General features: G+C 70.9%; 19 protein-coding genes and 1 pseudogene. 8 read left to right on the plus strand and 12 right to left on the minus strand.

Going from position 1 to position 21791, the window contains the following annotated elements:
* Positions 1-329: 329 nt before the first annotated feature.
* Positions 330-548, plus strand: a pseudogene (locus NDR87_RS37885) (barstar family protein); the annotation flags it as partial.
* Positions 549-609: 61 nt separating this feature from the next.
* Here the strand turns inward: NDR87_RS37885 and NDR87_RS16040 are convergent.
* The 4 genes from NDR87_RS16040 to NDR87_RS16055 form a co-directional block, all read right to left on the minus strand.
* Positions 610-1500, minus strand: a complete 891-nt coding sequence (locus NDR87_RS16040; protein ID WP_251913644.1) for a PHB depolymerase family esterase — start codon at positions 1498-1500, stop codon at positions 610-612.
* Between the two features lie 171 nt (positions 1501-1671).
* Positions 1672-2331 (minus strand): response regulator transcription factor, encoded by a 660-nt coding sequence (locus tag NDR87_RS16045; RefSeq protein ID WP_251913643.1) that lies wholly within the window; start codon positions 2329-2331, stop codon positions 1672-1674.
* The gene (locus tag NDR87_RS16050) at positions 2309-3505 is read right to left on the minus strand and encodes a sensor histidine kinase (protein ID WP_251913642.1); all 1197 of its coding nucleotides are present in this window, start codon (positions 3503-3505) and stop codon (positions 2309-2311) included. The genes NDR87_RS16045 and NDR87_RS16050 overlap by 23 nt, the downstream gene beginning before the upstream one ends.
* A gap of 134 nt (positions 3506-3639) precedes the next feature.
* On the minus strand, positions 3640-3933 hold the full coding sequence (locus tag NDR87_RS16055; RefSeq protein ID WP_251913641.1) for an STAS domain-containing protein: 294 nt from the start codon (positions 3931-3933) through the stop codon (positions 3640-3642).
* Between the two features lie 241 nt (positions 3934-4174).
* Between NDR87_RS16055 and NDR87_RS16060 the strand changes: the two genes are divergently transcribed.
* Positions 4175-8320, plus strand: coding sequence for a SpoIIE family protein phosphatase (locus tag NDR87_RS16060; RefSeq protein WP_251913640.1), 4146 nt, complete (start codon positions 4175-4177; stop codon positions 8318-8320).
* Here NDR87_RS16060 and NDR87_RS16065 read toward each other — a convergent pair.
* Positions 8212-8637: a hypothetical protein gene (locus NDR87_RS16065; protein WP_251913639.1), complete on the minus strand. Its 426-nt coding sequence runs from the start codon at positions 8635-8637 to the stop codon at positions 8212-8214. The genes NDR87_RS16060 and NDR87_RS16065 overlap by 109 nt on opposite strands.
* A 261-nt stretch (positions 8638-8898) precedes the next feature.
* On the opposite strand from NDR87_RS16065, the gene NDR87_RS16070 reads away from it, so the two are divergent.
* Genes NDR87_RS16070 through NDR87_RS37890 form a run of 4 tightly spaced genes read left to right on the plus strand, consistent with a single transcriptional unit; the run spans position 8899 to position 12711 of the window.
* On the plus strand, positions 8899-10011 hold the full coding sequence (locus NDR87_RS16070) for a polyprenyl synthetase family protein (RefSeq protein WP_251913637.1): 1113 nt from the start codon (positions 8899-8901) through the stop codon (positions 10009-10011).
* Between the two features lie 24 nt (positions 10012-10035).
* The gene (gene crtI / locus NDR87_RS16075) at positions 10036-11571 is read left to right on the plus strand and encodes a phytoene desaturase family protein (protein ID WP_251913634.1); all 1536 of its coding nucleotides are present in this window, start codon (positions 10036-10038) and stop codon (positions 11569-11571) included.
* Positions 11558-12517 (plus strand): phytoene/squalene synthase family protein, encoded by a 960-nt coding sequence (locus tag NDR87_RS16080; RefSeq protein WP_251913632.1) that lies wholly within the window; start codon positions 11558-11560, stop codon positions 12515-12517. Before crtI ends, NDR87_RS16080 begins: the two co-directional genes overlap by 14 nt.
* On the plus strand, positions 12514-12711 hold the full coding sequence (locus NDR87_RS37890) for a hypothetical protein (protein WP_372494192.1): 198 nt from the start codon (positions 12514-12516) through the stop codon (positions 12709-12711). The genes NDR87_RS16080 and NDR87_RS37890 overlap by 4 nt, the downstream gene beginning before the upstream one ends.
* 273 nt (positions 12712-12984) lie before the next feature.
* Here the strand turns inward: NDR87_RS37890 and NDR87_RS16090 are convergent, their stop codons facing one another.
* Both NDR87_RS16090 and NDR87_RS16095 read right to left on the minus strand, forming a co-directional pair.
* Positions 12985-13413, minus strand: coding sequence for an ATP-binding protein (locus tag NDR87_RS16090; protein ID WP_251913630.1), 429 nt, complete (start codon positions 13411-13413; stop codon positions 12985-12987).
* 35 nt (positions 13414-13448) lie between these two features.
* Positions 13449-13811 carry an STAS domain-containing protein gene (locus NDR87_RS16095; protein WP_251913628.1) on the minus strand — a complete coding sequence of 121 codons (363 nt, stop codon included), beginning with the start codon at positions 13809-13811 and terminating at the stop codon, positions 13449-13451.
* 230 nt (positions 13812-14041) lie between these two features.
* On the opposite strand from NDR87_RS16095, the gene NDR87_RS16100 reads away from it, so the two are divergent.
* Complete coding sequence (locus NDR87_RS16100; protein WP_251913626.1) at positions 14042-15574, plus strand: MFS transporter; 1533 nt, start codon at positions 14042-14044, stop codon at positions 15572-15574.
* 120 nt (positions 15575-15694) lie between these two features.
* On the plus strand, positions 15695-15928 hold the full coding sequence (locus tag NDR87_RS16105) for a hypothetical protein (RefSeq protein ID WP_251913625.1): 234 nt from the start codon (positions 15695-15697) through the stop codon (positions 15926-15928).
* Positions 15929-15949: 21 nt separating this feature from the next.
* Here the strand turns inward: NDR87_RS16105 and NDR87_RS16110 are convergent, their stop codons facing one another.
* The 5 genes from NDR87_RS16110 to NDR87_RS16130 form a co-directional block, all read right to left on the minus strand.
* Positions 15950-16657 (minus strand): GNAT family N-acetyltransferase, encoded by a 708-nt coding sequence (locus NDR87_RS16110; RefSeq protein ID WP_251913623.1) that lies wholly within the window; start codon positions 16655-16657, stop codon positions 15950-15952.
* An 83-nt stretch (positions 16658-16740) separates the two neighbouring features.
* Complete coding sequence (locus NDR87_RS16115; protein ID WP_251913621.1) at positions 16741-20577, minus strand: AAA family ATPase; 3837 nt, start codon at positions 20575-20577, stop codon at positions 16741-16743.
* On the minus strand, positions 20574-20930 hold the full coding sequence (locus NDR87_RS16120; protein WP_251913619.1) for a hypothetical protein: 357 nt from the start codon (positions 20928-20930) through the stop codon (positions 20574-20576). Before NDR87_RS16120 ends, NDR87_RS16115 begins: the two co-directional genes overlap by 4 nt.
* The gene (locus NDR87_RS16125) at positions 20920-21201 is read right to left on the minus strand and encodes a hypothetical protein (protein ID WP_251913618.1); all 282 of its coding nucleotides are present in this window, start codon (positions 21199-21201) and stop codon (positions 20920-20922) included. Before NDR87_RS16125 ends, NDR87_RS16120 begins: the two co-directional genes overlap by 11 nt.
* Positions 21202-21233: 32 nt before the next feature.
* Positions 21234-21683 (minus strand): hypothetical protein, encoded by a 450-nt coding sequence (locus NDR87_RS16130; protein ID WP_251913614.1) that lies wholly within the window; start codon positions 21681-21683, stop codon positions 21234-21236.
* Between the last annotated feature and the right edge of the window lie 108 nt (positions 21684-21791).

Consider the following 21791-nt stretch of genomic DNA (forward strand, 5'->3'; position numbering starts at 1 on the left):
CGTATTTCGTGGCCGATGTGGTCGTGGACCACGCGCCCGTACGCCGCCTCGGCGCGGCGGGCGAGCTCGCGTGCTTCGATCTGGACCTGTCGGGATGGATGCTGCGCAAGCCGCTGCCGTCCTCGCGGGCGCTGTGGGATCTGCGCCGTGAGGGCGGCCCGGTGGGTCCGAAGCTGTGGACGCAGCTGTCGGCCGAGGGGCGGCAGGCCTGGCTCGAGGTGTCGCGGCACGCCGACTTCGTGCAGCGCAGCGTCGATTCGCCGCCGGGTTCGACCTTCGTGCTCGACACCACCGATGTGGTCGACGAACCGGGTTTCCACTGTGCGATGGGTGAGGCGATCAACGGGCCCGGCGGATACTTCGGCAACTGCCTGGACGCGCTGGCGGACTGCCTGCACGGCGGTTTCGGCGCGACGCCGCCGTTCACCCTGGTCTGGTTGGGGCGCAAGGCCGTCGAGGCGAAGGTCGGGACTTCGTTCCTGGAAACGATCCTGGGCCTGTTCGCGGCGCGCTCGATCAAGGTCGTCGATGGCGACGAGGACGACTGACGCCGCGGGGGCGCGCCGAGGCGCCCGCGGCGGCGAGCCGCGGGCGCTCGGTGGTCACGGCTCAGGGCCGGGGATTGTTCTGGAACATGGTCCACATGCGGTTGCGGATATCGGCCCCGAGCGCCCCGCCGGGTATGCCGTGACCCGCGTCGTACACCCGCCAGACCACCTTCGTGCCCGCGTTGCAGGTGTTGACCTCGGCGGCGACCACGCCGTCGGGGCGCGGTTCGCTCACCGGCGGGCTGGTGCAGCCGTTGCGGATCTGCCAATTCAGCCGATGGGTGACCATGAGGGCCAGATTGACGATCGGATCCTTCTGCCCGGCGAACAACCCGAAGGAGATCGGGCGGGAAATGGCACAGTCGTAGGGGTTCACGCTGTGCGCCGGGCCCGCGTACACCGCGGCGGAGGCGATGAGATCCGCTGCGCTGCAGGCCATCCGGGTGGTCATCTGGCCGCCGTTGGAGTGGCCCGAGACGTGGATGCGACGGGAGTCGACACACCACTTGCCGCTGATATCGTCGATCACGGCGCGCAGGAACTGCTCGTCCTGATTCTGCCCGGGCAGGTAGTGCCAGGACCAGGTGCCGTTGTCGTTGGCCAGCCCGCCGCGCGGATAGGCGACAATGAATTTCTTGGCATCGGCGAAACCGCTCCAGCCGCTCTGGGATTCGTGCACCCCGGGCCCGCTGCCCCCGCCGTGCAGGGCCAGCAGCAGCGGTGCGGGGTTGGGCAGCCCGGCCGGGACGCGCAGCAGATACACCCGGTCGCCGATCGTGCGCTGGATGGTGCCCGAGGTGGGGGTCTGCGCGCACGCGGCCGAGGGTTGTTCCGGCGGTGGCTGATCGGTCTGCGGCTCGGCCCAGGCCGAGGGCCCGGTCAGGCCGAGCAGCAACAGCAGGGACGCGACGACCAGGGCGGCGCGCCCGCGAATATGGTGTGTGCGGATCATGATTCGACTCCTTCGCCCGCCGGAGGGCGCCACGGCTACGCTGGCGTTGTCCGGCAATCCCGAAGGCTAGGGATTCGCGGCCGCCGCGAAATCTGCCGACAGGGGTGTTTTCGGCGTAACCTGCCGAGTAGCAAGGCATTCAAGGTCAACCGGGGGCATAGCCGCGGTGGGTCAGCGGTGCCCGGGCGTCACCAGACCGGTTTCATAGGCCACGACCACGGCCTGGGCGCGGCTGCACAGGCCGAGTTTGTGCATGGCGCGGTGCAGATGGGTCTTGACGGTGCCGTCGCTGACCGAGAGCCGGTCGGCGATCTCGGCATTGGAGATGCCGGTGCCGACCAGTCGCAGCACCTCGATCTCACGGGCGGTGAGCAGCCGCAGGTCCGGGTGCGCGTCGTCGCGCAGGCGGGTGCGCTCGGCGAACTGTTCGATCAACCGGCGGGTGACGGCCGGTGCGATGAGCACGTCGCCGGTGGCCACGGCGTGGATGGCGGCCAGAACCTGTTCGGGGGAGGCGTCTTTGAGCAGGAAGCCGGACGCGCCGATGCGCAACGCGGTGTAGACGTACTCGTCGAGGTCGTGCGTGGTCAGAATGAGTACCCGCGGTGGGGCCGGGTCGGCGAGGATCCGCTCGGTGGCGGTGAGTCCGTCCATGCCGGGCATGCGGATATCCATCAGCACCACATCCGGCCGATGCGCCGCCGTCATGGCCACGGCCTCGTCACCGTTGGCCGCCTCGCCTGCCACGCGCAACTGGGAGCTGGTTCCGATCAGGGCCGCCAGTCCGCCGCGGACCAACGGCTGATCGTCAACTACCAGAACCGAGATCATCCGGCGTCTCCTCGACCGCGGTCTCGGCGGACACCGGTAATCGCAACGTCACTTCGAACCCCCTGCACGCGTGGGCATTTGCGCTGAGCGTACCCCCGTACAGCCGAGCTCGCTCTCGCATGCCGATCAAGCCGTGCCCCATATTAGGGGGGCCTTCGCGGGGCGGCCCACGGCCGTCGTCGACGATGGTGACCACGACTTCGGCGGCCCGGTAGTCCAGCGTCACCCGGGCCCGGGCATCACCGGCATGTTTGAGCACATTGGTGAGCGCCTCCTGAACCACGCGATAGATGCACAGCTCCGCCCCCGCGTTCAGCCGCCGCCGCGCGCCGGTGATGGCCAGTGTGACCGGAACCCCGGCGTCGGTCACGCTTTTCACGAGATCGTCGAGCCGGTCGACATCGAGCCCGACATCGACCAGCTGGCCCGCGCCCGGCGCCTCGGAGTCCAGCCGCAGCAGCGTCAGCAGCCTCCGCATGTCGGCCATCGCCTTGCCGCTGGCATCGCCGATGGCCCGGACCGCGGTGAAGGCGGTGTTCGGATCGGAGTGAAAGACGTAGCGGGCCAGGCCCGCCTGGATCGAGATGGCCGCCATGTGATGGGCCACCACGTCGTGCAGTTCGCGCGCGAGCCGCACGCGCTCGTCGACGACGGCGCGGCGGGCGCGCTCGAGGCGATCGCGCTCGAGCTGTTCGGTGAGCTCGGCCAGTTGCGCGTTGCGGGTGGCCAGCACTCGCTTGTGATTGCCCAGCATCCATGCGGTCAGGCTGAATTGGGGCGCGAGCACCGCGAGCAGCCAGAGGGCGATCTCGCCGGAAACTATTCCGCTGAAGGCCTGGGTGAGGGTGTGCAGGACCGCCGCCGGGATCGAGCGGTCGGGTGGGCGGCAGCTCGCGACGGTGTACAGCGCCAGCAGCGTTCCCGTAGGGTTCAACGCCTCCCAGTAACCCGCTGCCGAGAACGCCACCGTGCCCGCGCTGCAGGTGAGGAAGACGGCGATCGGGGCCCGATGGCGCAGTATGACAGGCAGATTGGACAGCATGATCAACGCGGCACCGAGCAGGTCGAGCTGCTTCGGCCCGGTCGCGTAGTTGCTGTGCGTGGCCAGTAGGACGGCCGCGGTGATCACGATCGGCCCGCCGATGTCGCGGATCTGTGGCAGTACTGCCATCATCCGTTGTCTCGACTCGGCCCCGAACCACATTTCACTCACCTTATGGCGGCCACCCGACGCCGTCATCTCCCGGGAGTGCACGCCCGGCTACGGCCGTGGTTGACCACGAGGGTGCTCACCGGATCGGTACGCGGTCAGCGGAATTCGACGTCGGTCAGGGCCGTGAGCCCGCCCACGGTGAGGGTCTTGCGCAGCATGGCCGACGCCAGCACCCGCAGGCGGCGGGCCTGCGGTAGCAGTACGGCCAGACCGGAGGAGTCCAGGTAGTCGACACCGGTGAGGTCCACGACGAGTTGTTCGTCCGGCAGCAGCGCGGCCTCCAGTGCGGCGCGCAGCCGGTCGGCGTTGCTCATATCGATCTCGCCGGTGATCGCCAGCACCGCGGCCTGGTCCCGGTGCTGCACCGTGATCTCGAGCGGAGTGGTCATGGCGGAATCCTCACTGGCGAAAGTCGTCGGCCCCGGATCGGGGATGTGGCGCACGGGAATTCATACCACTGGAACTGTGGATTTGCCGAGGGTTTCCGGGAGCAGGCAACGCGACCGCTTCTCCGGCTGTCCCCGAGCACTACTCTAGCGTGGGCCGGATACGACCCCGGGTGTGAATCCCGGTGCGGTGGGTACTGGCTATGGGCCGACACCAGAGCGCGACGCAACCGACAGGACGCATATGACCGATACCCCGGCGGCGGCCTGCTTTCCCGGATCGGGCGAGATGGCGCGCCGGCTGCGGGCCCACCCCTGGGCCGAGACGACGGTGGGTCCGCCCGCGACCTGGCCCGATGCCCTGCGCTCGGCGGTACGGATCGCGCTGCCGTCGCGGTTTCCGATGCTCGTGTGGTGGGGGCGGGAGCTGCGGCTGGTCTACAACGACGCCTACGCCCCGCTGCTGGGCGGTAAGCATCCGGCGCTGTGGCAGCCGGGTGCGCGGGTGTGGGGTGAGATCTGGCATATCGTCGGCCCGATGCTGGAATCGGTGCTGGCCACCGGCGAGGCCACCTGGTCGGAGGATCTGCTGTTGCCGATGGATCGGCACGGGTACCGGGAGGAGACGTACTGGACCTACTCCTACAGCCCGCTGCACGATGCCGACGGCGCGGTTCGCGGCGTGTTCACCGCGGTGTCGGAGACCACCGAACGCGTGATCGGACAGCGCCGGCTGGCGGTGCTGCAGGATCTGGGCGCACAGGCAGGTAAGGCCCACGATGTGGCCGAGGCGGCCGGACTCGTCGCGCAGGTGCTCACCCGATCCGTCCCGGATGTGCCGTTCGCGGCGATTCATGTCCGGCCGTCGGTCGCCGCGCCGCTGGAGCTGCTGGCCTGCGCGCCGACGGACGCGGGCGGCAAGTGGTGCGACGCGCGGCGCTGGCCGGTGGCGGAGGTGGTGCGGACCGGGCGCGGGCTGGCGGTCGGTGACCTGACCGCCGAATTCGGGGTGCTGCCCGACGGCGGCTGGCAGATCGCGCCGACCGAGGCGATGGTGCTCCCACTGGCCGCGGACGCCGGCGCCGAATCGATCGGGGCGATCGTCCTGGGCGCGCGGGCGGGCCGGGCGCTGGACTCGGCGTATCGGTCGTTTCTCGAGTTGGTCGCCCGCCAGAGCGCCGGGCTGATCAATGCCGCGATCGCCTATCGGGCCCAGCAGCGCCGGGCCGAGGAACTGGCCGAGCTGGACCGGGCCAAGACCGCGTTCTTCGCCAATATCAGCCATGAGTTCCGCACCCCGCTGACGCTGATCATGGGTCCGATCGAGGAGCTGCGCGCACACTGGGATGTCGACGATCGCGTGCGGACCGAGCTGGACCTGATCCACCGCAACGGACTTCGGCTGGCCAAGCTGGTGAACACGCTGCTCGACTTCTCCCGCATCGAGGCCGGGCGCATGCAGGCCCGCTACGAACCGGTCGAGTTGTCCGCGCTCACCGCCGATCTCGCCAGCGTATTCCGCTCCGCGATCGAACGCGCGGGCCTGGAATTGGCGGTGACCTGTCCACCGCTGTCGCGCCCGGTGTACGTGGACCGGGCGATGTGGGAGAAGGTGATGCTCAATCTGCTGTCCAACGCGGTGAAGTTCACCTTCGAGGGCCGCATCGGCGTCGCGGTGCGCGAGGAGGCCGACGGACCGGTCGTCACCGTGTCCGACACCGGGATCGGCGTGCCCGCCACCGAGATCCCGCGGCTGTTCGAGCGGTTCCACCGAATCACCAGCGCACGGGCCCGGTCCAACGAGGGCAGCGGGATCGGCCTGGCGCTGGTGCGCGAACTGGTGCGGCTGCACGGTGGGTCCATAACCGCGCGGTCGGTCGAGGGGGCCGGTACCGCGTTCGAGATCCGGCTGCGTTTCGGGTCCGGACATCTACCGGCGGAGAACATCGTGGCCCCCGGCATCGTCGCCGAATCGCCCGCGGGTGCGGAGCCGTATCTGCAGGAAGCGTTGCGGTGGCTGCCCGAACAGCCGGAATCGGCTGGGCGGCTGGGCGATTCGCTCGACCCCGGCGCGACCGTGCGCAAGCCCCGGGTGCTGATCGCCGACGACAACGCCGATATGCGCGAGTACCTCACCCGCCTGCTCGCCCCGCAGTACGAGGTGCAGGCGGTCACCGACGGTGCGCAGGCGCTGGCGGCGGCTACCGAGCAGCCGCCGGATCTTATCGTCAGCGATGTCATGATGCCTCGCCTCGACGGTTTGGCGCTGATCGCGAGGTTGCGCGCGGCCAAGCGCACCGCGCAGATCCCGATTCTGCTACTGTCCGCCCGAGCCGGGCAGGAGGCGGCCATCGAGGGCCTGCACGCCGGGGCCGACGACTATCTGGTCAAACCGTTCTCCGCCGCCGAACTGCTCGCCCGCGCCCGTGCCGCGATGGCGATGTCGCGGCTGCGCACCCGCCACGCCGCCTGGCGCAGCGCCATCATCGATGCGCTGGAGGCGGGCTTCTTCGTCTGTGACCGGCACGGCACGGTGCTCGAGATCAACGCCGCGTTCACGACCATCCTCGGCTACGACGACGCCGGGCTGCCCTATCCGCCCGAACAACCGTGGTGGCCCGATCGCAACACCGATCCCGAGGCCTATCGGCAAGTTCGCGAAGCGTTTTCGCGGTTGCTGACCGACGGCCGCGGGACGGCGACGATTCCGGTCGTGCATCGCGACGGCCACCAGGTGTGGGTGACCCTCGCCTTCGCCGGGATCGAGGACCCCGACAGCGGGGATCGCCTGATCGTGGGCACCTTTCGCGATGTCACCGCCGAGCACTACGCCATTCGGCGCGAAACCGCCCTGTCCGCACTGGGCTGGCGGCTGGCCCGGGTCACCGGACTCGACGACGCGATCGAGGGCGCGGTCGACGAACTGCGCACGCTGTGGCGGGCCCGGCGCGTATTGGCGATCACCTTCGCCCCGGGCGGCGAACCGGCCGTGGTGTCCGCACAGCGCCCCGGCGCCGTGCCCGGCGACGGCGTGGATCGCGGCCACCGCCGCTGGCGGGAGCTGCCGCCATCGCTGCGGGAGGCGGCCGACTACGTCCGCGAACAGCCACTGCTGCTGCCGGTGATCACTCACACCGGTGACAGCGGCATCGCCATCGATCATCCGGCCGGGCGGCTGGTGATATTGATCGCGCTGGACGGGCGCCCGTTCTCCGAACCGGATCGCACGCTGCTGTCGGTGCTCGGCGGCCATCTGGCCCAGGGGCTGCGGCGCGCCCATCAGATCGATCAGCAGCGCGAGACCGCGCTGGCCCTGCAGCACGCCATCCTCGGACCCGACCGGCTGCCACCGGGTTTCGCGGTGCGCTACGAACCGGCCACGCCGCCGCTCGAGGTCGGCGGCGACTGGTACGACGTGGTGAACCTGCCCGGTGGCAGCATCGGATTCGTCGTCGGCGACTGTGTCGGACGGGGTCTGGCCGCGGCCACCGTCATGGGCCAGATGCGCAGCGCCTGCCAGGCCATGCTGCTGCACACCGCCGATCCGGCCGTCACCCTCGCGGCCCTGGATCGGGTGGCGGCCGAACTGCCCGGCGCGCGGTGCACCAGCGTGTTCTGCGCCGTCCTGGATCCGGCCAGCGGGGAGCTGTGCTACAGCAGCGCCGGACATCCGCCCGCGCTGCTCGCCCACGACGACGGGGTGGTGTCCACCCTCGACGGTGGCCACCACCCCGTACTCGGCATCGTCGACGGGACGCGGCGCGGGAATGCCCGCACCCGCCTGGGCGACACCACCGCCCTGCTGCTCTACACCGACGGCCTCGTCGAGCGCCGCGGCCAGAGCCTGGATGCCGGAATCGCCGCCGCGGCCGGCACACTCGCCCGCCATCGTGCCCTGCCGGTTCGCGCGCTGGCGGATTCGATCATGGCGGGCATGGCGCCCGCCGAGGGGTTCACCGACGACGTCGCCCTGCTGGTCTACCGGCCGGTGGAACCACTGCGACTCGAATTTCCCGCCGTCCCCGACCAACTCGGCACCAGCCGCGGATCGCTGCGACGCTGGCTGACCGAGCACGGCATCGCCGACGACACCATCCAGGACGTGCTCGTGTCGGTGGGTGAGGCGTGCAGCAATGCCATCGAACACGCCTATGGTGCCGGGTCGCGGACCCCGTCGGGGGCGCCGGTGGTGACCGTGTCCGCGCGCATTCACGGGCACACGCTGTCGATCACGATCGCCGACCACGGCCGCTGGCGCCCGCCGCCGCCGGACAACAGCCGCTATCGCGGCCGCGGCATGATCATGATGAAGGCGCTGATGGACGAGGTGCGGATCCGGCCCACCCCAACCGGGACCGTGGTCGACATGCGAACCGATCTCACGAGTTGAGCTCGGCAGTAGGTGTTCTCGTAGTCCTCGACCACCTGAAAGGTCCAGCGCCCCGGTAATACGTTGCGCCCCACCAGCTCCGCGTCGAGCCGATCGGCCAGCTCGGAATGTCCGGCCGCGCGCAACGACCGCGCCGCCCGTTCGACGGCGAAGTCGGCGGTTCCGGTCGAGCGGTGGAAGGCGTACAGGTGGCCGCGGGCGACCTCGACGATCTCCAATGCTTCGGTCAGCTTGCCGACGGCCTCGACCGTGGCCGGGTCGTAGCGGTCGGCGGCGGGGGCGGAGTCGTCGAGGCGGGCGTCTGATCGCTGGGTCATATCCGGCACTTACCCCACCGAATCCAAATGATGCATCGTTTTTGCATCGATTGTTGGGTAGTCTCTTGGTGCGGCCCTACGAGCCCCTGATGGAGGTCATCGACATGCGCGAGGCATTCGAGATGCTGTTCCGAGTGGTCCACGATCCGCTGGTGCAGCTGTACTACCTGCTGGACAACGCCCTACCGCGGTGATGTACGCACCGTCGAGGCGACCGGTCGACCCCGGTCGCCTCGACCCTTTCCAGGGAGAGGCACTGAGATGACGACGGAACAGCTGCCCGTCCGCCCGGCTGTCGCGACCTCGACCGCGACCGAACCGCCGCACGTCTGGTACGCCCGGACGCGGTCCGCCGTGGCGGCGTCGGTGCGCGAGTTCGTGGTGGAGCGGTGTGGCGAACATCTCGCCGCGCCCGAGACGGCGGTGCTGGGCCGGGTGATCGTCGAATTCGCCGGTGGCGGAAAGTATCTGCGGTCGGCGTTTCAGCTGGCGGGCTGGCTGACCGTGCGTCCGGAGAGCCCGGCCGCGATCCGCGCGGCCGGCAGTGCGGAGCTGCTGCACTGCTTCGCGCTGCTGCAGGACGATGTGATGGACCGATCGCCGCTGCGCCGGGGGCTGCCCGCGGCGCATATCGCCTTCGCCGACTGGCATGCGCGACAGGGTCTCTCGGGCTCATCGGAGCGCTTCGGCGAAGCCGCGGCGATCCTGGCCGCGGATCTGTGCCTGGTGTGGGCCGAACAGCTGCTGCGCGAGAGCGGGGTGGACCGGCTCGCGCTGGCCCGCGGGATGCGGCGCTACGACGTGCTGCGCAGCGAGCTGGCCGTGGGCCAGTTCCGGGATCTGGTCAACGAGTCCCGGCGCGAGCCCGCGCTGTCGGATGTGCTCGCGGTGGCGCGGGCGAAATCGGGCAACTACACCGTGCGCAGGCCGCTGGAACTGGGCGCCGAACTGGCGGGCGCGGGGCCGGATGTGCTGGCGGCGCTGGGCCGGTACGGGACGGCGGTGGGGGAGGCGTTCCAGATGCGTGACGACCTGCTCGGCGTCTTCGGTGACCCGGACGCCACCGGCAAACCCGTCGGCGACGATATCCGAGCCCGCAAGGCGACCGCGGTGCTCGTGCTGGCGCACCAGCACGCCGACGATCCGGCGCGCCGCGAATTGCGGCGGCTGGACGCGCGGGCGGAGCTGGACGCGGCGCAGGTGGCCCGCTACGTGCGGATCATCGAGGACACCGGTACCCGGCCCCGCGTGGAGCAATTGATCCGCCAGCGGGTGAGCGCGGGCATCGACGCGCTCGCCGGGGCCGACCTGGCACCCCAGGCCCACGCCATTCTGGTCCACCTCGCTCGCTCGTGTGCCGACCGGGTGCACTGATCACTTTCTGTCAGGAGGCATTTCATGCGCACCGTGCGCGGCAGCACCGATCGAATCGTCGTCATCGGAGCGGGACTGGCCGGACTCTCGGCCGCCCTGCATCTGGCCGGGCGCGGCCGGGAGGTGGTTGTCCTGGAACGCGATTCGACCCCGGGCGGCCGCGCCGGGCGGCTCGACCTGGACGGATACCTGCTCGATACCGGCCCGACCGTGCTGACCATGCCCGACATACTCGAGCAGACCTTCGCCGCCGTGGGCGACAGCGTCGAGCGCAGACTGGAGTTGCTGCCGCTGCGTCCGGTGTACGACGCGCGCTTTGCCGACGGGTCGCGACTGGCGGTGCACAGCGAATTCGACGCGATGTACGAGGAGGTGCGCCGGTTCGCGGGCGCGGCCGAGGCGGACCGCTATGCGCGCCTGCGGGATTGGCTGGGCCGGTTGTATCGGGCGCAGTACGAGCGGTTCATCGCGGCCAATTTCGACTCCCCGCTGTCGGTGCTCGGTCCGGCGCTGGCGCGGGTGGTGGCCCTGGGCGGATTCCGGTCGGTGGACGCCCGGATCGGCCGGTTCCTGCACGACGAACGGTTGCGGCGGGTGTTCAGCTTCCAATCGCTGTACGCCGGAGTGGCGCCGCGGCGGGCGCTCGCGGTCTACGCGGTCATCGCCTATATGGATACCGTTGCGGGGGTGTTCTTTCCGCGCGGCGGGGTGCGGGCGCTGCCCGACGCGCTGGCGGCGGCGGCCACCGACGCCGGGGTCGACCTGCGTTTCGGCGCGACCGTGACGGGGCTGGAACGACGGGGTTCACGGATCACCGCCGTGCTGACCGCGGCGGGCGAACGATTCGCCTGCGATGCGGTCGTCTCGACCGCCGAACCGCATGTCACCTATGGCTGGCTCGGGGCGAGCCCACGGCGGGCGGTGCCGCTGCGGGCCGCGCCGTCGGCGGCGATCATCCACGTCGGCGTCCCCGCGGGCGCCGAGATCGGCCATCACACCATCAGTTTCGGCGCGGCCTGGCGGCGGACCTTCGACGAACTGATCACCGAGGGTCGCACGATGAGCGATCCCTCGCTGCTGATCACCCGACCGACCGCGACGGACCCGGCCCTGGCACCGCCGGGGCGGGATCTGATCTCGGTGCTGGCGCCGGTCCCGAATCTCGCGCCGCGGCCCGGCGCCGCCCCGATGAACTGGGATGCGGAGGGGAATCGGTATCTGCGCCAGGTGCTTTCGACCGCTGCCGAGCGCGTGCTGCCCGGCCTGGCCGATTCGGCGCAGCTGCTCGCCACCCTGACACCCGCCGACTGGGCCCGCGCGGATATGACGGCGGGCACGCCGTTCAGCTACGCCCACACCCTGGCGCAGACCGGCCCGTTCCGGCCGGGCAACTTTCCGCGCTTTCTCGACAACGCGGTGCTCGCCGGATCGGGCACGGTGCCCGGCGTCGGGGTGCCGACCGCGCTGATCTCCGGACAGCTGGCCGCCGATCGCATCACCGGCGCGGCCCGGCGCGGGCCCGCTGTCATTCCGGTGGGGGCGGGCCGTGACGCGGCGTGAACTCGATGCCGCGGGCATCACCGATCCGCCACTGCGGCAGGCGTATTCGCGGTGCCGGGAGCTCAATGCCGCTCACGGCCGCACCTATTTCCTGGCCACCCGCCTGCTGCCGCCGGATCGACGCCCCGCTGTGCACGCCCTGTACGGATTCGCCCGCTACGTCGACGATCTGGTGGATCTGCCGGAAACCGAGGCGACGCCCGAGACCGTCCGCGCCCGGATCGCCACGGCCGAAGGGCAGCTCGCCGACGGGTTGGCCCGCGGCGACAGCGATGTTCCGGTGGTGGCCGCCGCGGTCCACACCGCCCGCCGCTACGGCATCGATCCCGCCCTGTTCTCGGCATTCCTGGCCTCGATGCGCATGGACCTGGAGATCCGCGACTACCCGACCCGCACCGAACTGCGGCGCTACACCTACGGTTCGGCGCAGGTGATCGGGCTGCAGCTGCTGCCGGTCCTGGGCACGGTGACCGATCCGGCCGAGGCCGCCCCGTACGCGGCGGCGCTGGGCGATGCCTTCCAGCTCACCAACTTCCTGCGCGATATCGCCGAGGACCTCGATCGCGGCCGGATCTATCTGCCCGCCGACGAACTCGCGGTGTTCGGCGTCGACCGCGAACGCCTCACACACTGCCGGGCCCACGGCCGCGCCGATGCGGCCGTGCGCGCGGCGATCGCCGACCAGATCGCCAGGACCCGGGCCGTCTACGCCACCGCGGCGGCGGGCGTCGAGCTGCTGTCGCCGTGGTCGCGGCCCTGTGTCGCAACGGCATTCACGCTGTACTCGGGGATTCTGGATCGCATCGCGGCCATGGACCACGACGTCTTCGCCGCCCGCGCCACCGTCGGCGCGGGGCGCAAGCTGCGTGTCGCGGTGCCGGCGCTTGCCCGCGCCTGGTGGATTCGCCGCCACGTGCCGTCGGCGACCGGTCAGCTGACCGGATGAGCGGCGACCCCGCCGGTCGCGGCAGCGCGGTATCGGCGGCGGCGAGCATCCGCCGGGCGCGCGGGAAGTCCTTCGACTGGTCCGCCAGCAGCCGCGGCGCCGGGCGCAGCGAGTCCGCGGGCACGCCGCGGGCGCGGAGGATGTCGGCGGTCCAGCCGATGAAGCCGGTGAACAGCGCGTCGTCGTCGACATAGAGGGCGGTGGCGAGGAATTCGACGATGTGGGCATGTCCTCGGCCGTGCGTTCGCGCTGCCACTCGGTGTAGCGGGCCAAGTCGATGCCGTCGAGCCGGTGCGACCGCGGCGGCAGCAGTTCGCGCATCAGCGTCGCGGTGATGGTGGCCTGCTCGGCGTACAGCCGCGCCGCCGACAGCGCGATCCGGCCCAACGCCCGACGGGCCGCGCGCAGGCGGTCGTCGATCCTGTGGCCGGTCAGCGCCTCGTCTACCCGGCGGTCCTCCTCGCCGATCAGCGGGTGGCCGGGCCGGGCGGCGGCGCGGCCGGGAGCAGGGTGGTGAATTCGACGGTGGTGCCGTCGGCGCCGGGGGTGACGCGGGTGTCGGGGACCAGGGTGCGCATGAGCGCCAGGCCGCGGCCGCGGTCGCTGCCGGGATCCTCCGACGGGGCCAGCCAGGTGCCGGTATCGGTGACGGTGATGCGCACGCGGTCCTCGGCCACCGCGTGCAGTCGAATCGCTCGCCCGTCGCCGTGATGGCCGTGTTCGATCGAGTTCGAGCAGGCCTCGCTGACGGCCAGCAGCAGATCGTAGGCCTGGTGCGGATCGGTGATCACCCGCGCCAGCCAGGGGCGCAGCAGGGCGCGCACGCGGCCGAGTTCCTCGGAGACGGCCCGGAATTCGATATGCAGTGGATCCGCTGACTGCCTCGAATCATCCATCACTGTGCAGACCCGTCCCTGTGTCGCCGTCGGATTTACCTGTGGTCGCTGCCGTCCGGTCCGCCAAGTGCGTCCTCGATGGTGTCGAAGATCGGGATCACCTCCGACAGCCCGGTCACCTCCAGCGGCCGCCGCGCCGCGTGGGCGGCCACCACACGGACCTCGTCCGCGATGCGGGTGGCATGCAGCAGCACATTCAAACCGGACGAATCGAAGAATTCGACCCGGGACAGGTCGACGATCAGCCGCCCGGACCGCTGCGCGACCGCATCGTCCACGGCCTTCTGCAGACGCGGGGCCGTATGGATGTCGACCTCGCCGGTAGCGGCCACCACCATGGCCGCGCCGACGCGGTTTACATCGATTCGGAACCCTCGCCACTGGTCTTCGTAACGCACCTCGTACCCTCTCTCGCAATGCCGGTGGTAGCGCGTGTCGAGAACCGGGGCGGGGCTGTGTCATCAACCGCCGCAGAGCCTCCGAGTCTAACGCGCCGGTAGGGCGCACCGGCCGCGAGGGACTGTGCCGCGGGTCACGGCTGCGGGCGGGGCGAACACCACGCGGCGCACCGGCGAATTCCTCGTGCGCCGTCGCGGACCGAAATCGTTTCGGCCAGTAGCCTGTTGCGGTGAGGCGCAGGGGCGATGGAGCGCGCGAGACGGCGCGGCCGGGCATCGCATTGGCGGCGGCGACGGCCGTGCTGTTCGTGACCTTTCTCGACACCACGGTGGTCAGCGTCGCGCTCGGGGAGATCCGGCGCGACCTGGCTGCCGATGTGACGTCGCTGCAATGGGTGGTCAATGCCTACGTCCTGGTGTTCGCCGGGCTGATGTTGACCGGTGGCTCACTCGGTGATCGCTGGGGTCGCAAGCGGGTGATGATCGTCGGCTTGGTGATCTTCTGCGCCGGATCGGTGGTCGGGGCGCTGGCGGGCAGCGTGGCGATGCTCATCGCCGGTCGCGCGATCATGGGACTGGGTGCGGCGGCCTCGGAACCGGGCACGCTGTCGGTGTTGCGGCACATCTTCCCCGACGATCGGATGCGCGCGCGGGCGATCGGGGTGTGGGCGGCGGTCTCGGGCCTGGCGTTGGCGGCCGGGCCGGTGCTGGGCGCGGTGCTGGTGCAGGCGTATGGGTGGCGCTCGATCTTCTGGCTCAATCTGGCGATCGGCGCGGCCGCGCTGGTGGCCGCGCTGTGGTCGATTCCGGAGAGTGCCGACCCGCGCGTCGGGCCGCACGATTGGGCTGGATCACTGCTCGGCGCAATATTTCTCGGGTCATGGGTCTATGCCGCGACGCTCGGCGGCGACCGAGGTTTCACCGCGCCCGCGGTGATCGCGCTGTTCACGCTCGGCGCTGTCGCGCTCGCCGGATTCGTCGCCGTCGAATCCCGGGCCCGCGCGCCCATGCTCGACTTCCGCTATCTGCGCCTGCCCGCGGTGCGCGGTGCGCTGATGGTCGCCTTCGCCGTCTACTTCGGCGTCTTCTCGATCTTCTTCTTCACCGCCCTGTATCTGCAAGTGGTGCAGTCGTATTCGAACGCGCACACGGCGGCGGTCTTCACGCCGATGGCGGTCGCGATCGTCGCCGGATCGCTGACGGCGGGGTTCTGGGTGGCGGGTCGTGCCGCCCGCCCACCCATGTTCCTCGGCTGCGCGCTCGGCGCGGCGGGCATCCTGCTGACCCGGCACGTGCTCGCCGGTCCCCTGCACGATGTGCCGCTGGCGGCCGCGATGGCGTTGGCGGGCTTCGGATTCGGCACCGCCGTGGTGCCGTTGACCTCGGCCGTCCTGTCCGGGGTACCGGCCGAACATTCGGGTATGGCCGCCGCGGCCACCAATACGATGCGTCAGGTCGGTTCGGCGGTCGGCGTCGCCGTGCTCGGCGCCCTGGTGAACCTGTACCTCACCGCCGACCTGAAGGCGCTGATGAGCGGATTCGGCCTGCCCACCGCCCTGCAGCCCGGCGCCATCGACGTCGTCGAACGCGGCCGCGTCCCCCCGGGCGCCGATATGACCCCGTACCTGCCCTACCTGTCCAAGCTGTCCGACGTGATCAACGCCGGAAAGGCCGCGTTCCACCACGGCCTCGATGTGGCACTGCTGGTTTCGGCGATCCTGATCCTGGCCGCGGCGGTGGTCAGCGCCTTCGACCGGAGTTGACCCGCTACCACGGTGGTTTCGTCCGGACCACCACTCGCGGCGGATGTTCGCCCTCCTCGATCCCCGTATCGTCGGCAACCACCGATATCGCAAGGGATTTCGAGGAGGGCATCGAGCGGTATGACTGCGATGATGCTGTACGACACCTTCGGCGCCCTGTTCGCGCAGGTCGGAGTGCCGGAGGAGGAGCCGCCGTCCTCGGAGCGATGGCTGCGACTCATCCGGTATCTGACCTGGCTCGTCCTCCTCGTGCCGCTGGTGGCGGCCATCGCGGGCGCGGGGGTGGGGCTCGTGCTGCTGGTCCGGCGGTTCTCCCGGGGCGGTCGCCCGGATTCGGACAAGCCGGCGAACTGATTGCGCCGTGGTGGTTTTCGGTTAGGGGGCCTGCACGATCGTCAGCATCGACCGCTGGCGGAGGGTGAAGCCCAGCCGCTCGTACAGGCCGATGGCCGTGGTGTTGGTGGCGGTGGCGTGCAGGAAGGGAATCTCGCCGCGCGCGCGAATGCCCGCCCCGACCGCCCGCACCAGACGCGAGGCGAAGCCGCGGCCGCGGAATTCGGCGTCGGTGCAGACGGCGCTGATCTCGGTCCAGCCGGGCGGATGCATGCGCTCGCCCGCCATGGCCACCAGCCTGCCGTCCACCCGCAGGCCCAGATAGCGGCCCATCTCGATGGTGCGCGGGGCGAACGGGCCCGGTTCGGTGCGCGCGATCAACGCCAGGATCTCGGGAACGTCGGCGGCGGTGAGCCTTTCGAGGTCCGGGTCGTGGGCCACCCGCAGGCCGCTGCCGTCCATCTGCACCGAGCCGAACCGATCCAGCACCGTCCACCCCGGCGGCGGCACATGGTCGGGGCCGCGCAGCGCGGTCGCGCCGCCCGGGCCGAGCAGGGTGGCCAGATCGGCCCAGTCCCGCTCCTCCAGGACCGGCGGATGCCCGACGAAGCGGGCGACCTCCGGATCGTAGCGGCCGATCCGCCCCACCCAGCGCGCGAACCGACGGTGCTCACCCTGCAGCGACGCACGTACCGGATCGTCGAGCGGGTGCGGCGCGGTATCGATTTCGATGGTCGACTCGGTACTCACGCACACCTCCACAACAGCGTCCAACCGCAACACGTTAGCGAGGCATACGATCGCTGGCACCGATTGGGATCACCGCAATCGCATCAGGGGCAGAGCTGGACCCGGGGCACGGACCCGACCACCTCGTGCCAGGTGTCCTCGTCGATGCGCGGTGTCGACACATCGCACAACCGGGTCGCGACCGCGTCGGGGTCGATGTACCACAGCGCGAATGCCTTGTCGCCCACGCCGAACAGCCGGTCGTGGTCGCGCGGGTCGAAGTGCACGAACCAGGTCCAGCCGATGGGGGCGGCGATCGGGGCGCCGAGGGCGGTGAGGTGGGCCGGGTCGGTGACGTCCCAGACCCGGGCGGTCTGGTCGTCGCCGCCGGAGGCCAGCCGGTGGCCGGAGGCGTCGAGATCGAGCGTGCGGATCGCGGCGTGATGGGCGCGCACGGCGCCGATCTCGCGAGGCCGGGCCGGATCGGCGAGGTCGTAGCTGCGGATCATGCCGGTGTCGTCGGCGCTGAACAGGTAGCGGCTCGCGGGGCCGAACAGCAGTTGGCGCACGGTCGCGCCGTGGGTGTCGAGCGCGACCGGCGCCGCGGGACGGGTGAGATCGGTGGTATCCCACACCAGGATTCGCGCGCCGTCGGCCGCGGCGACCCGGGACCGGTCGGGTGCGAGGGCGGCATGGCGTAGGTCCCCGTCGGAACCGGGCAGCGGGTCACCGAGCGGGTGGATGTCGGCCGGATCGGAGCTGTCCCAGAGCTGCAGCGCGCGGTGGTCGACGCCGCTCAGCAGGCGATCGCCATGGGCGTCGAAGGCGACCGGGCCCGTCAGCGCGACACCGCCCGGCGGCTCGACAGGGGTGGGATGGGTCGGATCGGCCAGATTCCACAGCCGCGCGCCGATCCCGTCGTCGGTGGCGAGCAGGCCGTGATCGGGGCGCAACGTGACCTGGACCCCCTGTCGGCTGGGCGGCGCGGCGGGGATTTCGCCGAGCGGGCGGCTGCGCTGTGGATCGCCGATGTCCCACAACCGAACCCGTCCGTCGTGCACACCGTCGACGAGCAGGGAACCGGATCGGTCGAAGGCGGCGGAGCTGAGCGCGCCGCCGAACAGGACGGGGAACTGGGCCAGCGGTGGTTGCCAGACCCGCAGTCTGCCGTCCGAGCCCGCGGTGACCATTTCCCGCTCGGAGACGACGACCAGCGATCGGATCGAATCGCTGCTGTCGTGGACCTCCCAGCCGGTCGGTCCGACCAGATCGGTGCGGCGGGTGTCCCGGACCCGGATGGTGCCGTCGGCGTCGGCGACGAACAGCAGCTGGCCGTCGAGGCCGAAGGCCAGGGCCGCGACCGGTACTCGGCGCACGTCCACGCGGTCGACCGGTCGCGGATCGGCCGTGTCGTGCACGTCCCAGAACTGCACCAGACCGTCGGCCGTCCCGGCCGCGAGCCTGCCGCCGGGGCCGTAGGCCAGCGCCTGCAGGGCGCCGGGAATCCGCAGCGACGCGAGCCGGTTCGGATGGCCGGGATCGCCCACCGCCCACAGGCGCACGCTGCCGTCGTCGCTGCCGCTGGCCAGCACCGGTGCATCCGGAGCGAGCGCCAGCGCCCGCACCGCGCCGGAACCGGTCGCCACGGGCGTGCCGAGCGGGCGGATCGCCTGCGGCGCGGCGGTATCGAGAAACGACAGCGTGCCGTCGGCCCCGGCCGCGACCACCGTGCGGCCGTCGGGGAGATACAGCATGCCGGTGACGGGCGTGCCGATGTCGAACGAGCCGAGCGGGCGGGAGTTTTCACCGTCGCTGACATCCCACAGCCGCACCACGCCGTCGCCGCCCGCACTCGCCAGCACGCTGCCGTCGGGCCGGAAGGTGACCGCTTCGACACTGCCGCAGCGGCATTCGAGACCCGATCCGAGGGGCGTGAGCGGGTTGCGCCCGGACAGATTCCACAACCGCACCACACCGTCGGCGCCCGCGGAGGCCAGTCGACTGCCGCCGGTGCTGGCCGTCACCGCGAGGACGGGGCCGGAATGCAGTGCGGGCGAGACGAGTTCGCGCGGCAGCAGCTGGGTCGCCAGCAGGCGGGCCTGGGCATTGGGATCGTGCGGCGCGAGCCGGTAGGCGGCCAGGGCCAGCTGCGTGGACAGGGCGGGGTTGTCCTGTTCCAGCCGTTGGGATTCGGCGATGGTGGCGTCGACCCAGGCGTCCTCGCGCACGTGTGCGGCGGTGATGCGCTGGGCGATGATGACGATCGACAGGAGGACGACCAGGGCGGTGATCGCGGCGCCCACCGACAGGACCGCCCGGCGCACGCGCAGATGTTTGCGCTGATGCGCCAGGGCGGCGGCGACGAATTGGCGGGCGAGCCGGTTCGATGATTCGGTGCGCCGCAGCACCTCCGCGGCGTCCTCGAGGCGAGTCCTGCTGTACAGCAAGGCGGTCGGCTTGTTCTGACCGGCCCATTCGCGGGCGTCGGCCTCGATGCGCTGGCGGGCGAGGGCGCATTCCTTCTCCTCGGAGAGCCATTCGGCCATCCGGGGCCAGGCGGTGAGCACCATGTCGTGGACCAGTTCGAGTTCCCCGTGGTGCTGGCGGATCGCCCGTTCGGTGAGCAGCCGGGCGATGACGGCGCGCAGGGCCTCGGGATCCTCGGCCTCCTCGAGCAGTACCGCGGTGGGCACCCGATTGCGGACCACGGCCGTGGGTCCGGAGATCGTCAACGCCACCAGCAGGTGCCGGGTCAACTCCTGTTCGCGCGGATCGAGCAGCGCCCAGATACGCTCGCAGCCCTTGGCGAAAGCGCCTGCCACACCACCGGTCTCGCGGTAGGCCTCGACGGTGAGGGTGCGGCCGCTGCGATGCTGCCAGATCTTGGCCAGGGTGTAGGACAGCGTTCCCAGCCGGACGGTATTGCTCGCCTCCAGCGCGGCCATATCGCGCAGCAGCAGCTCGACGAGGCTGTCCTCGACGCGCAGCCCGACGGTGGCGGCGGGGCCGACGATGGCCTCGCGCATCTGCTGTTCGGTCATCGGTTCCAGCACCATCGATCGGTCGCGCAGTGCGTCGAGCAGCAGCGGGTAGTGGCCGAGTTCGGTGAGGTGGGCGGCGTCGACGGCCATGACGACGGTCGTGGGCGGGTCCGCGTCGGGAGCCGCGACGGCGGCCAGTTCGGTCAGGAATCGCCTGCGCGCGGACTCGTTCGTGCACTGGGTGAACAGCTGCTCGCCGTGGTCGATCAGCAGCAGGCCGCGGCGGACCGGTGCGGCGGTGAGGGCCGAGCGCAGGGCGGTCACCGGATCGTCGCCGGGTGTCATGGTGATCGGCACCCGCGGTCCCGGTGTCGCCCGCAGCCCCGCGGCGAGCAGGGACGACTTGCCGACCCCGGCGTCGCCCAGCAGCAGCGCCAGGCGCGTGGAGCCACCCGCCTCCACCTCCGAAATCAGTTCGAACAGCTGTTGTCTGGCCTGTTCGCGACCGAAGAACAGGTCCCGGTCCACCGCCCGGTAGGCCGACAGGCCGCGGTACGGCGGGCGGTTGAGGTCGACCGGGGCGGGCTCGGTCTTGGCCGCCTTCCATTCCGCGTGCCAGCGCCGCAGGTCCAGCAGGGCCGGGTCGATGCGGCGATCGCCCCGGGCCCGGGCCTCCTCGATGAGGACCTCGAGCACCGGGCGGATCGATTCGAAGGTGGCCGGGGTGCGGTTGCCGCGTCGCCAGTCGCTGATCCGCTGGGCGGTGATGCGCCCGGCTCCGGCGCCGATGCGCAGGTTGGCGGCTCGGATGACCGACTTCACCGGGGGTGAACCGGCCACGGTGAACAGTTCGTCGAAGCGGGCGGCGAAGCCCTCGCGGCCGCGGACGCCGCGATGCTCGGCCGCGCCCCGGCCGTCGTCCGCGTCGCCGCGCGGAGGTCGTGTGGTGCGAGTGTTCACCGAGCTCGTCCTATCGCATCGGCGGCACACGAGGACCGCATGCCTTCCGTCGAACTGTGGAGCGCGTCGAGCGAATGTCGTACCGAGGGGGTGAGGCACAGTGCGGGTAATGCGGGGGCGATCGCCCGGTCGAGCCTGCGCAAGGCGTCGTGCAGCCGGTCCGTGGCGTCGCTGACCTCGGCCAATGCGTCGTGCACCGCGGCCGAGCCGATCGTATCAGCGATCGTGTCGAGGTCGGCCTCGATCCGCCGGGCCGCCGCGGCGGCCGCGGCGATGCGGCGTTGCGCCGCGGCGGCGCTCACCGTGCAGGACACGATGAGCGCCGCCGCCCGGCGCCGCAGGCTACGCGACATGGGACAGCGCGGTGAGAATCCCGTCCTGTACCGCGGGCAGGAAACCGAGGTTCAGCACCAGTGCCATGCCGACCGCGAGCCGGATCCGACGATGCCGGTTCCACCACCCGACCGGGCCCGTGCGCGGCCGATGGCAACGGGCGATGGTGTCGGCGTCGGCGGCGTTCTCCTCGTAGTAGCCGAAGCTGACCGGCGCGGAGGAGGTGTCGAGCAGGCCGCCGAGCGGGTCGACCGAACTGGCGCTGTTTCCGGTGAATCTCGTATCCAGCATGGCGAACTCCTCGCTGTCGTCGCGTTCGGGGATCAGGACAGGGCGGTGCTCCAGGGCCGCATCAGGGCGTCGAAGACGTCCTGGGTGAAGCGGCCGCGGCCCACCAGATCGCCGAGTACGGCGGCGGTGGCCGCGCCGTTGACCACGGTCATGGTGCCGATGGAGCCGAGCGAGGACAGCAGCCCGGCGAGATCGCCGCCGCCCGCCGCCCCGATCGTCGAGACCGCCTGTCCGGCAACCATTCCGGCGATCTGGATATTGCGGGTGCGGCCGAATTCCTTGGCGGTTTCGGCGGCGATCTGTTCCGGCTGCGGCTCGCCGGATTGCATGCCCAGCCCGCCCAGCAGCCCGGCCAGGCCGCCGCCGGGGCCACCGCTGCCCGAGGCCGCGTTCATCCGCGACTGCATCATCCGGCCCGCTTCGGCATTGAGCCGTTCCCGCTCCTCGGCGGTGAGCTGTCCGGCGCGTTCGACGATGTACATGACGTGCTGCCACTGCGGGCCGTAGAGGTACTCGAGGTGGAGTTCGGCATTGGGCTGGCCGAGACCGCCGTTGGCGTAGTGCGATTCGGGGTTTATGACTGCTCCTTC

Origin of the sequence: Nocardia sp. CDC159 (assembly GCF_023740735.1) — a bacterium.
Lineage (GTDB): Bacteria > Actinomycetota > Actinomycetes > Mycobacteriales > Mycobacteriaceae > Nocardia > Nocardia pulmonis.

What these genes read in the sequence shown, in the direction of transcription:
- NDR87_RS16045 (WP_251913643.1), bottom strand. Translation starts at nt 2,331, where the DNA reads ATGATCTCGGTTCTGGTAGTTGACGATCAGCCGTTGGTCCGCGGCGGA.
- NDR87_RS16070 (WP_251913637.1), top strand. Translation starts at nt 8,899, where the DNA reads ATGACGACGGAACAGCTGCCCGTCCGCCCGGCTGTCGCGACCTCGACC.
- NDR87_RS16055 (WP_251913641.1), bottom strand. Translation starts at nt 3,933, where the DNA reads ATGACCACTCCGCTCGAGATCACGGTGCAGCACCGGGACCAGGCCGCG.
- NDR87_RS16040 (WP_251913644.1), bottom strand. Translation starts at nt 1,500, where the DNA reads ATGATCCGCACACACCATATTCGCGGGCGCGCCGCCCTGGTCGTCGCG.
- NDR87_RS16065 (WP_251913639.1), bottom strand. Translation starts at nt 8,637, where the DNA reads ATGACCCAGCGATCAGACGCCCGCCTCGACGACTCCGCCCCCGCCGCC.
- NDR87_RS16060 (WP_251913640.1), top strand. Translation starts at nt 4,175, where the DNA reads ATGACCGATACCCCGGCGGCGGCCTGCTTTCCCGGATCGGGCGAGATG.
- NDR87_RS16130 (WP_251913614.1), bottom strand. Translation starts at nt 21,683, where the DNA reads ATGTACATCGTCGAACGCGCCGGACAGCTCACCGCCGAGGAGCGGGAA.
- NDR87_RS16120 (WP_251913619.1), bottom strand. Translation starts at nt 20,930, where the DNA reads ATGTCGCGTAGCCTGCGGCGCCGGGCGGCGGCGCTCATCGTGTCCTGC.
- crtI (WP_251913634.1), top strand. Translation starts at nt 10,036, where the DNA reads ATGCGCACCGTGCGCGGCAGCACCGATCGAATCGTCGTCATCGGAGCG.
- NDR87_RS16090 (WP_251913630.1), bottom strand. Translation starts at nt 13,413, where the DNA reads ATGGATGATTCGAGGCAGTCAGCGGATCCACTGCATATCGAATTCCGG.
- NDR87_RS16125 (WP_251913618.1), bottom strand. Translation starts at nt 21,201, where the DNA reads ATGCTGGATACGAGATTCACCGGAAACAGCGCCAGTTCGGTCGACCCG.
- NDR87_RS16050 (WP_251913642.1), bottom strand. Translation starts at nt 3,505, where the DNA reads ATGATGGCAGTACTGCCACAGATCCGCGACATCGGCGGGCCGATCGTG.
- NDR87_RS16105 (WP_251913625.1), top strand. Translation starts at nt 15,695, where the DNA reads ATGACTGCGATGATGCTGTACGACACCTTCGGCGCCCTGTTCGCGCAG.
- NDR87_RS37890 (WP_372494192.1), top strand. Translation starts at nt 12,514, where the DNA reads ATGAGCGGCGACCCCGCCGGTCGCGGCAGCGCGGTATCGGCGGCGGCG.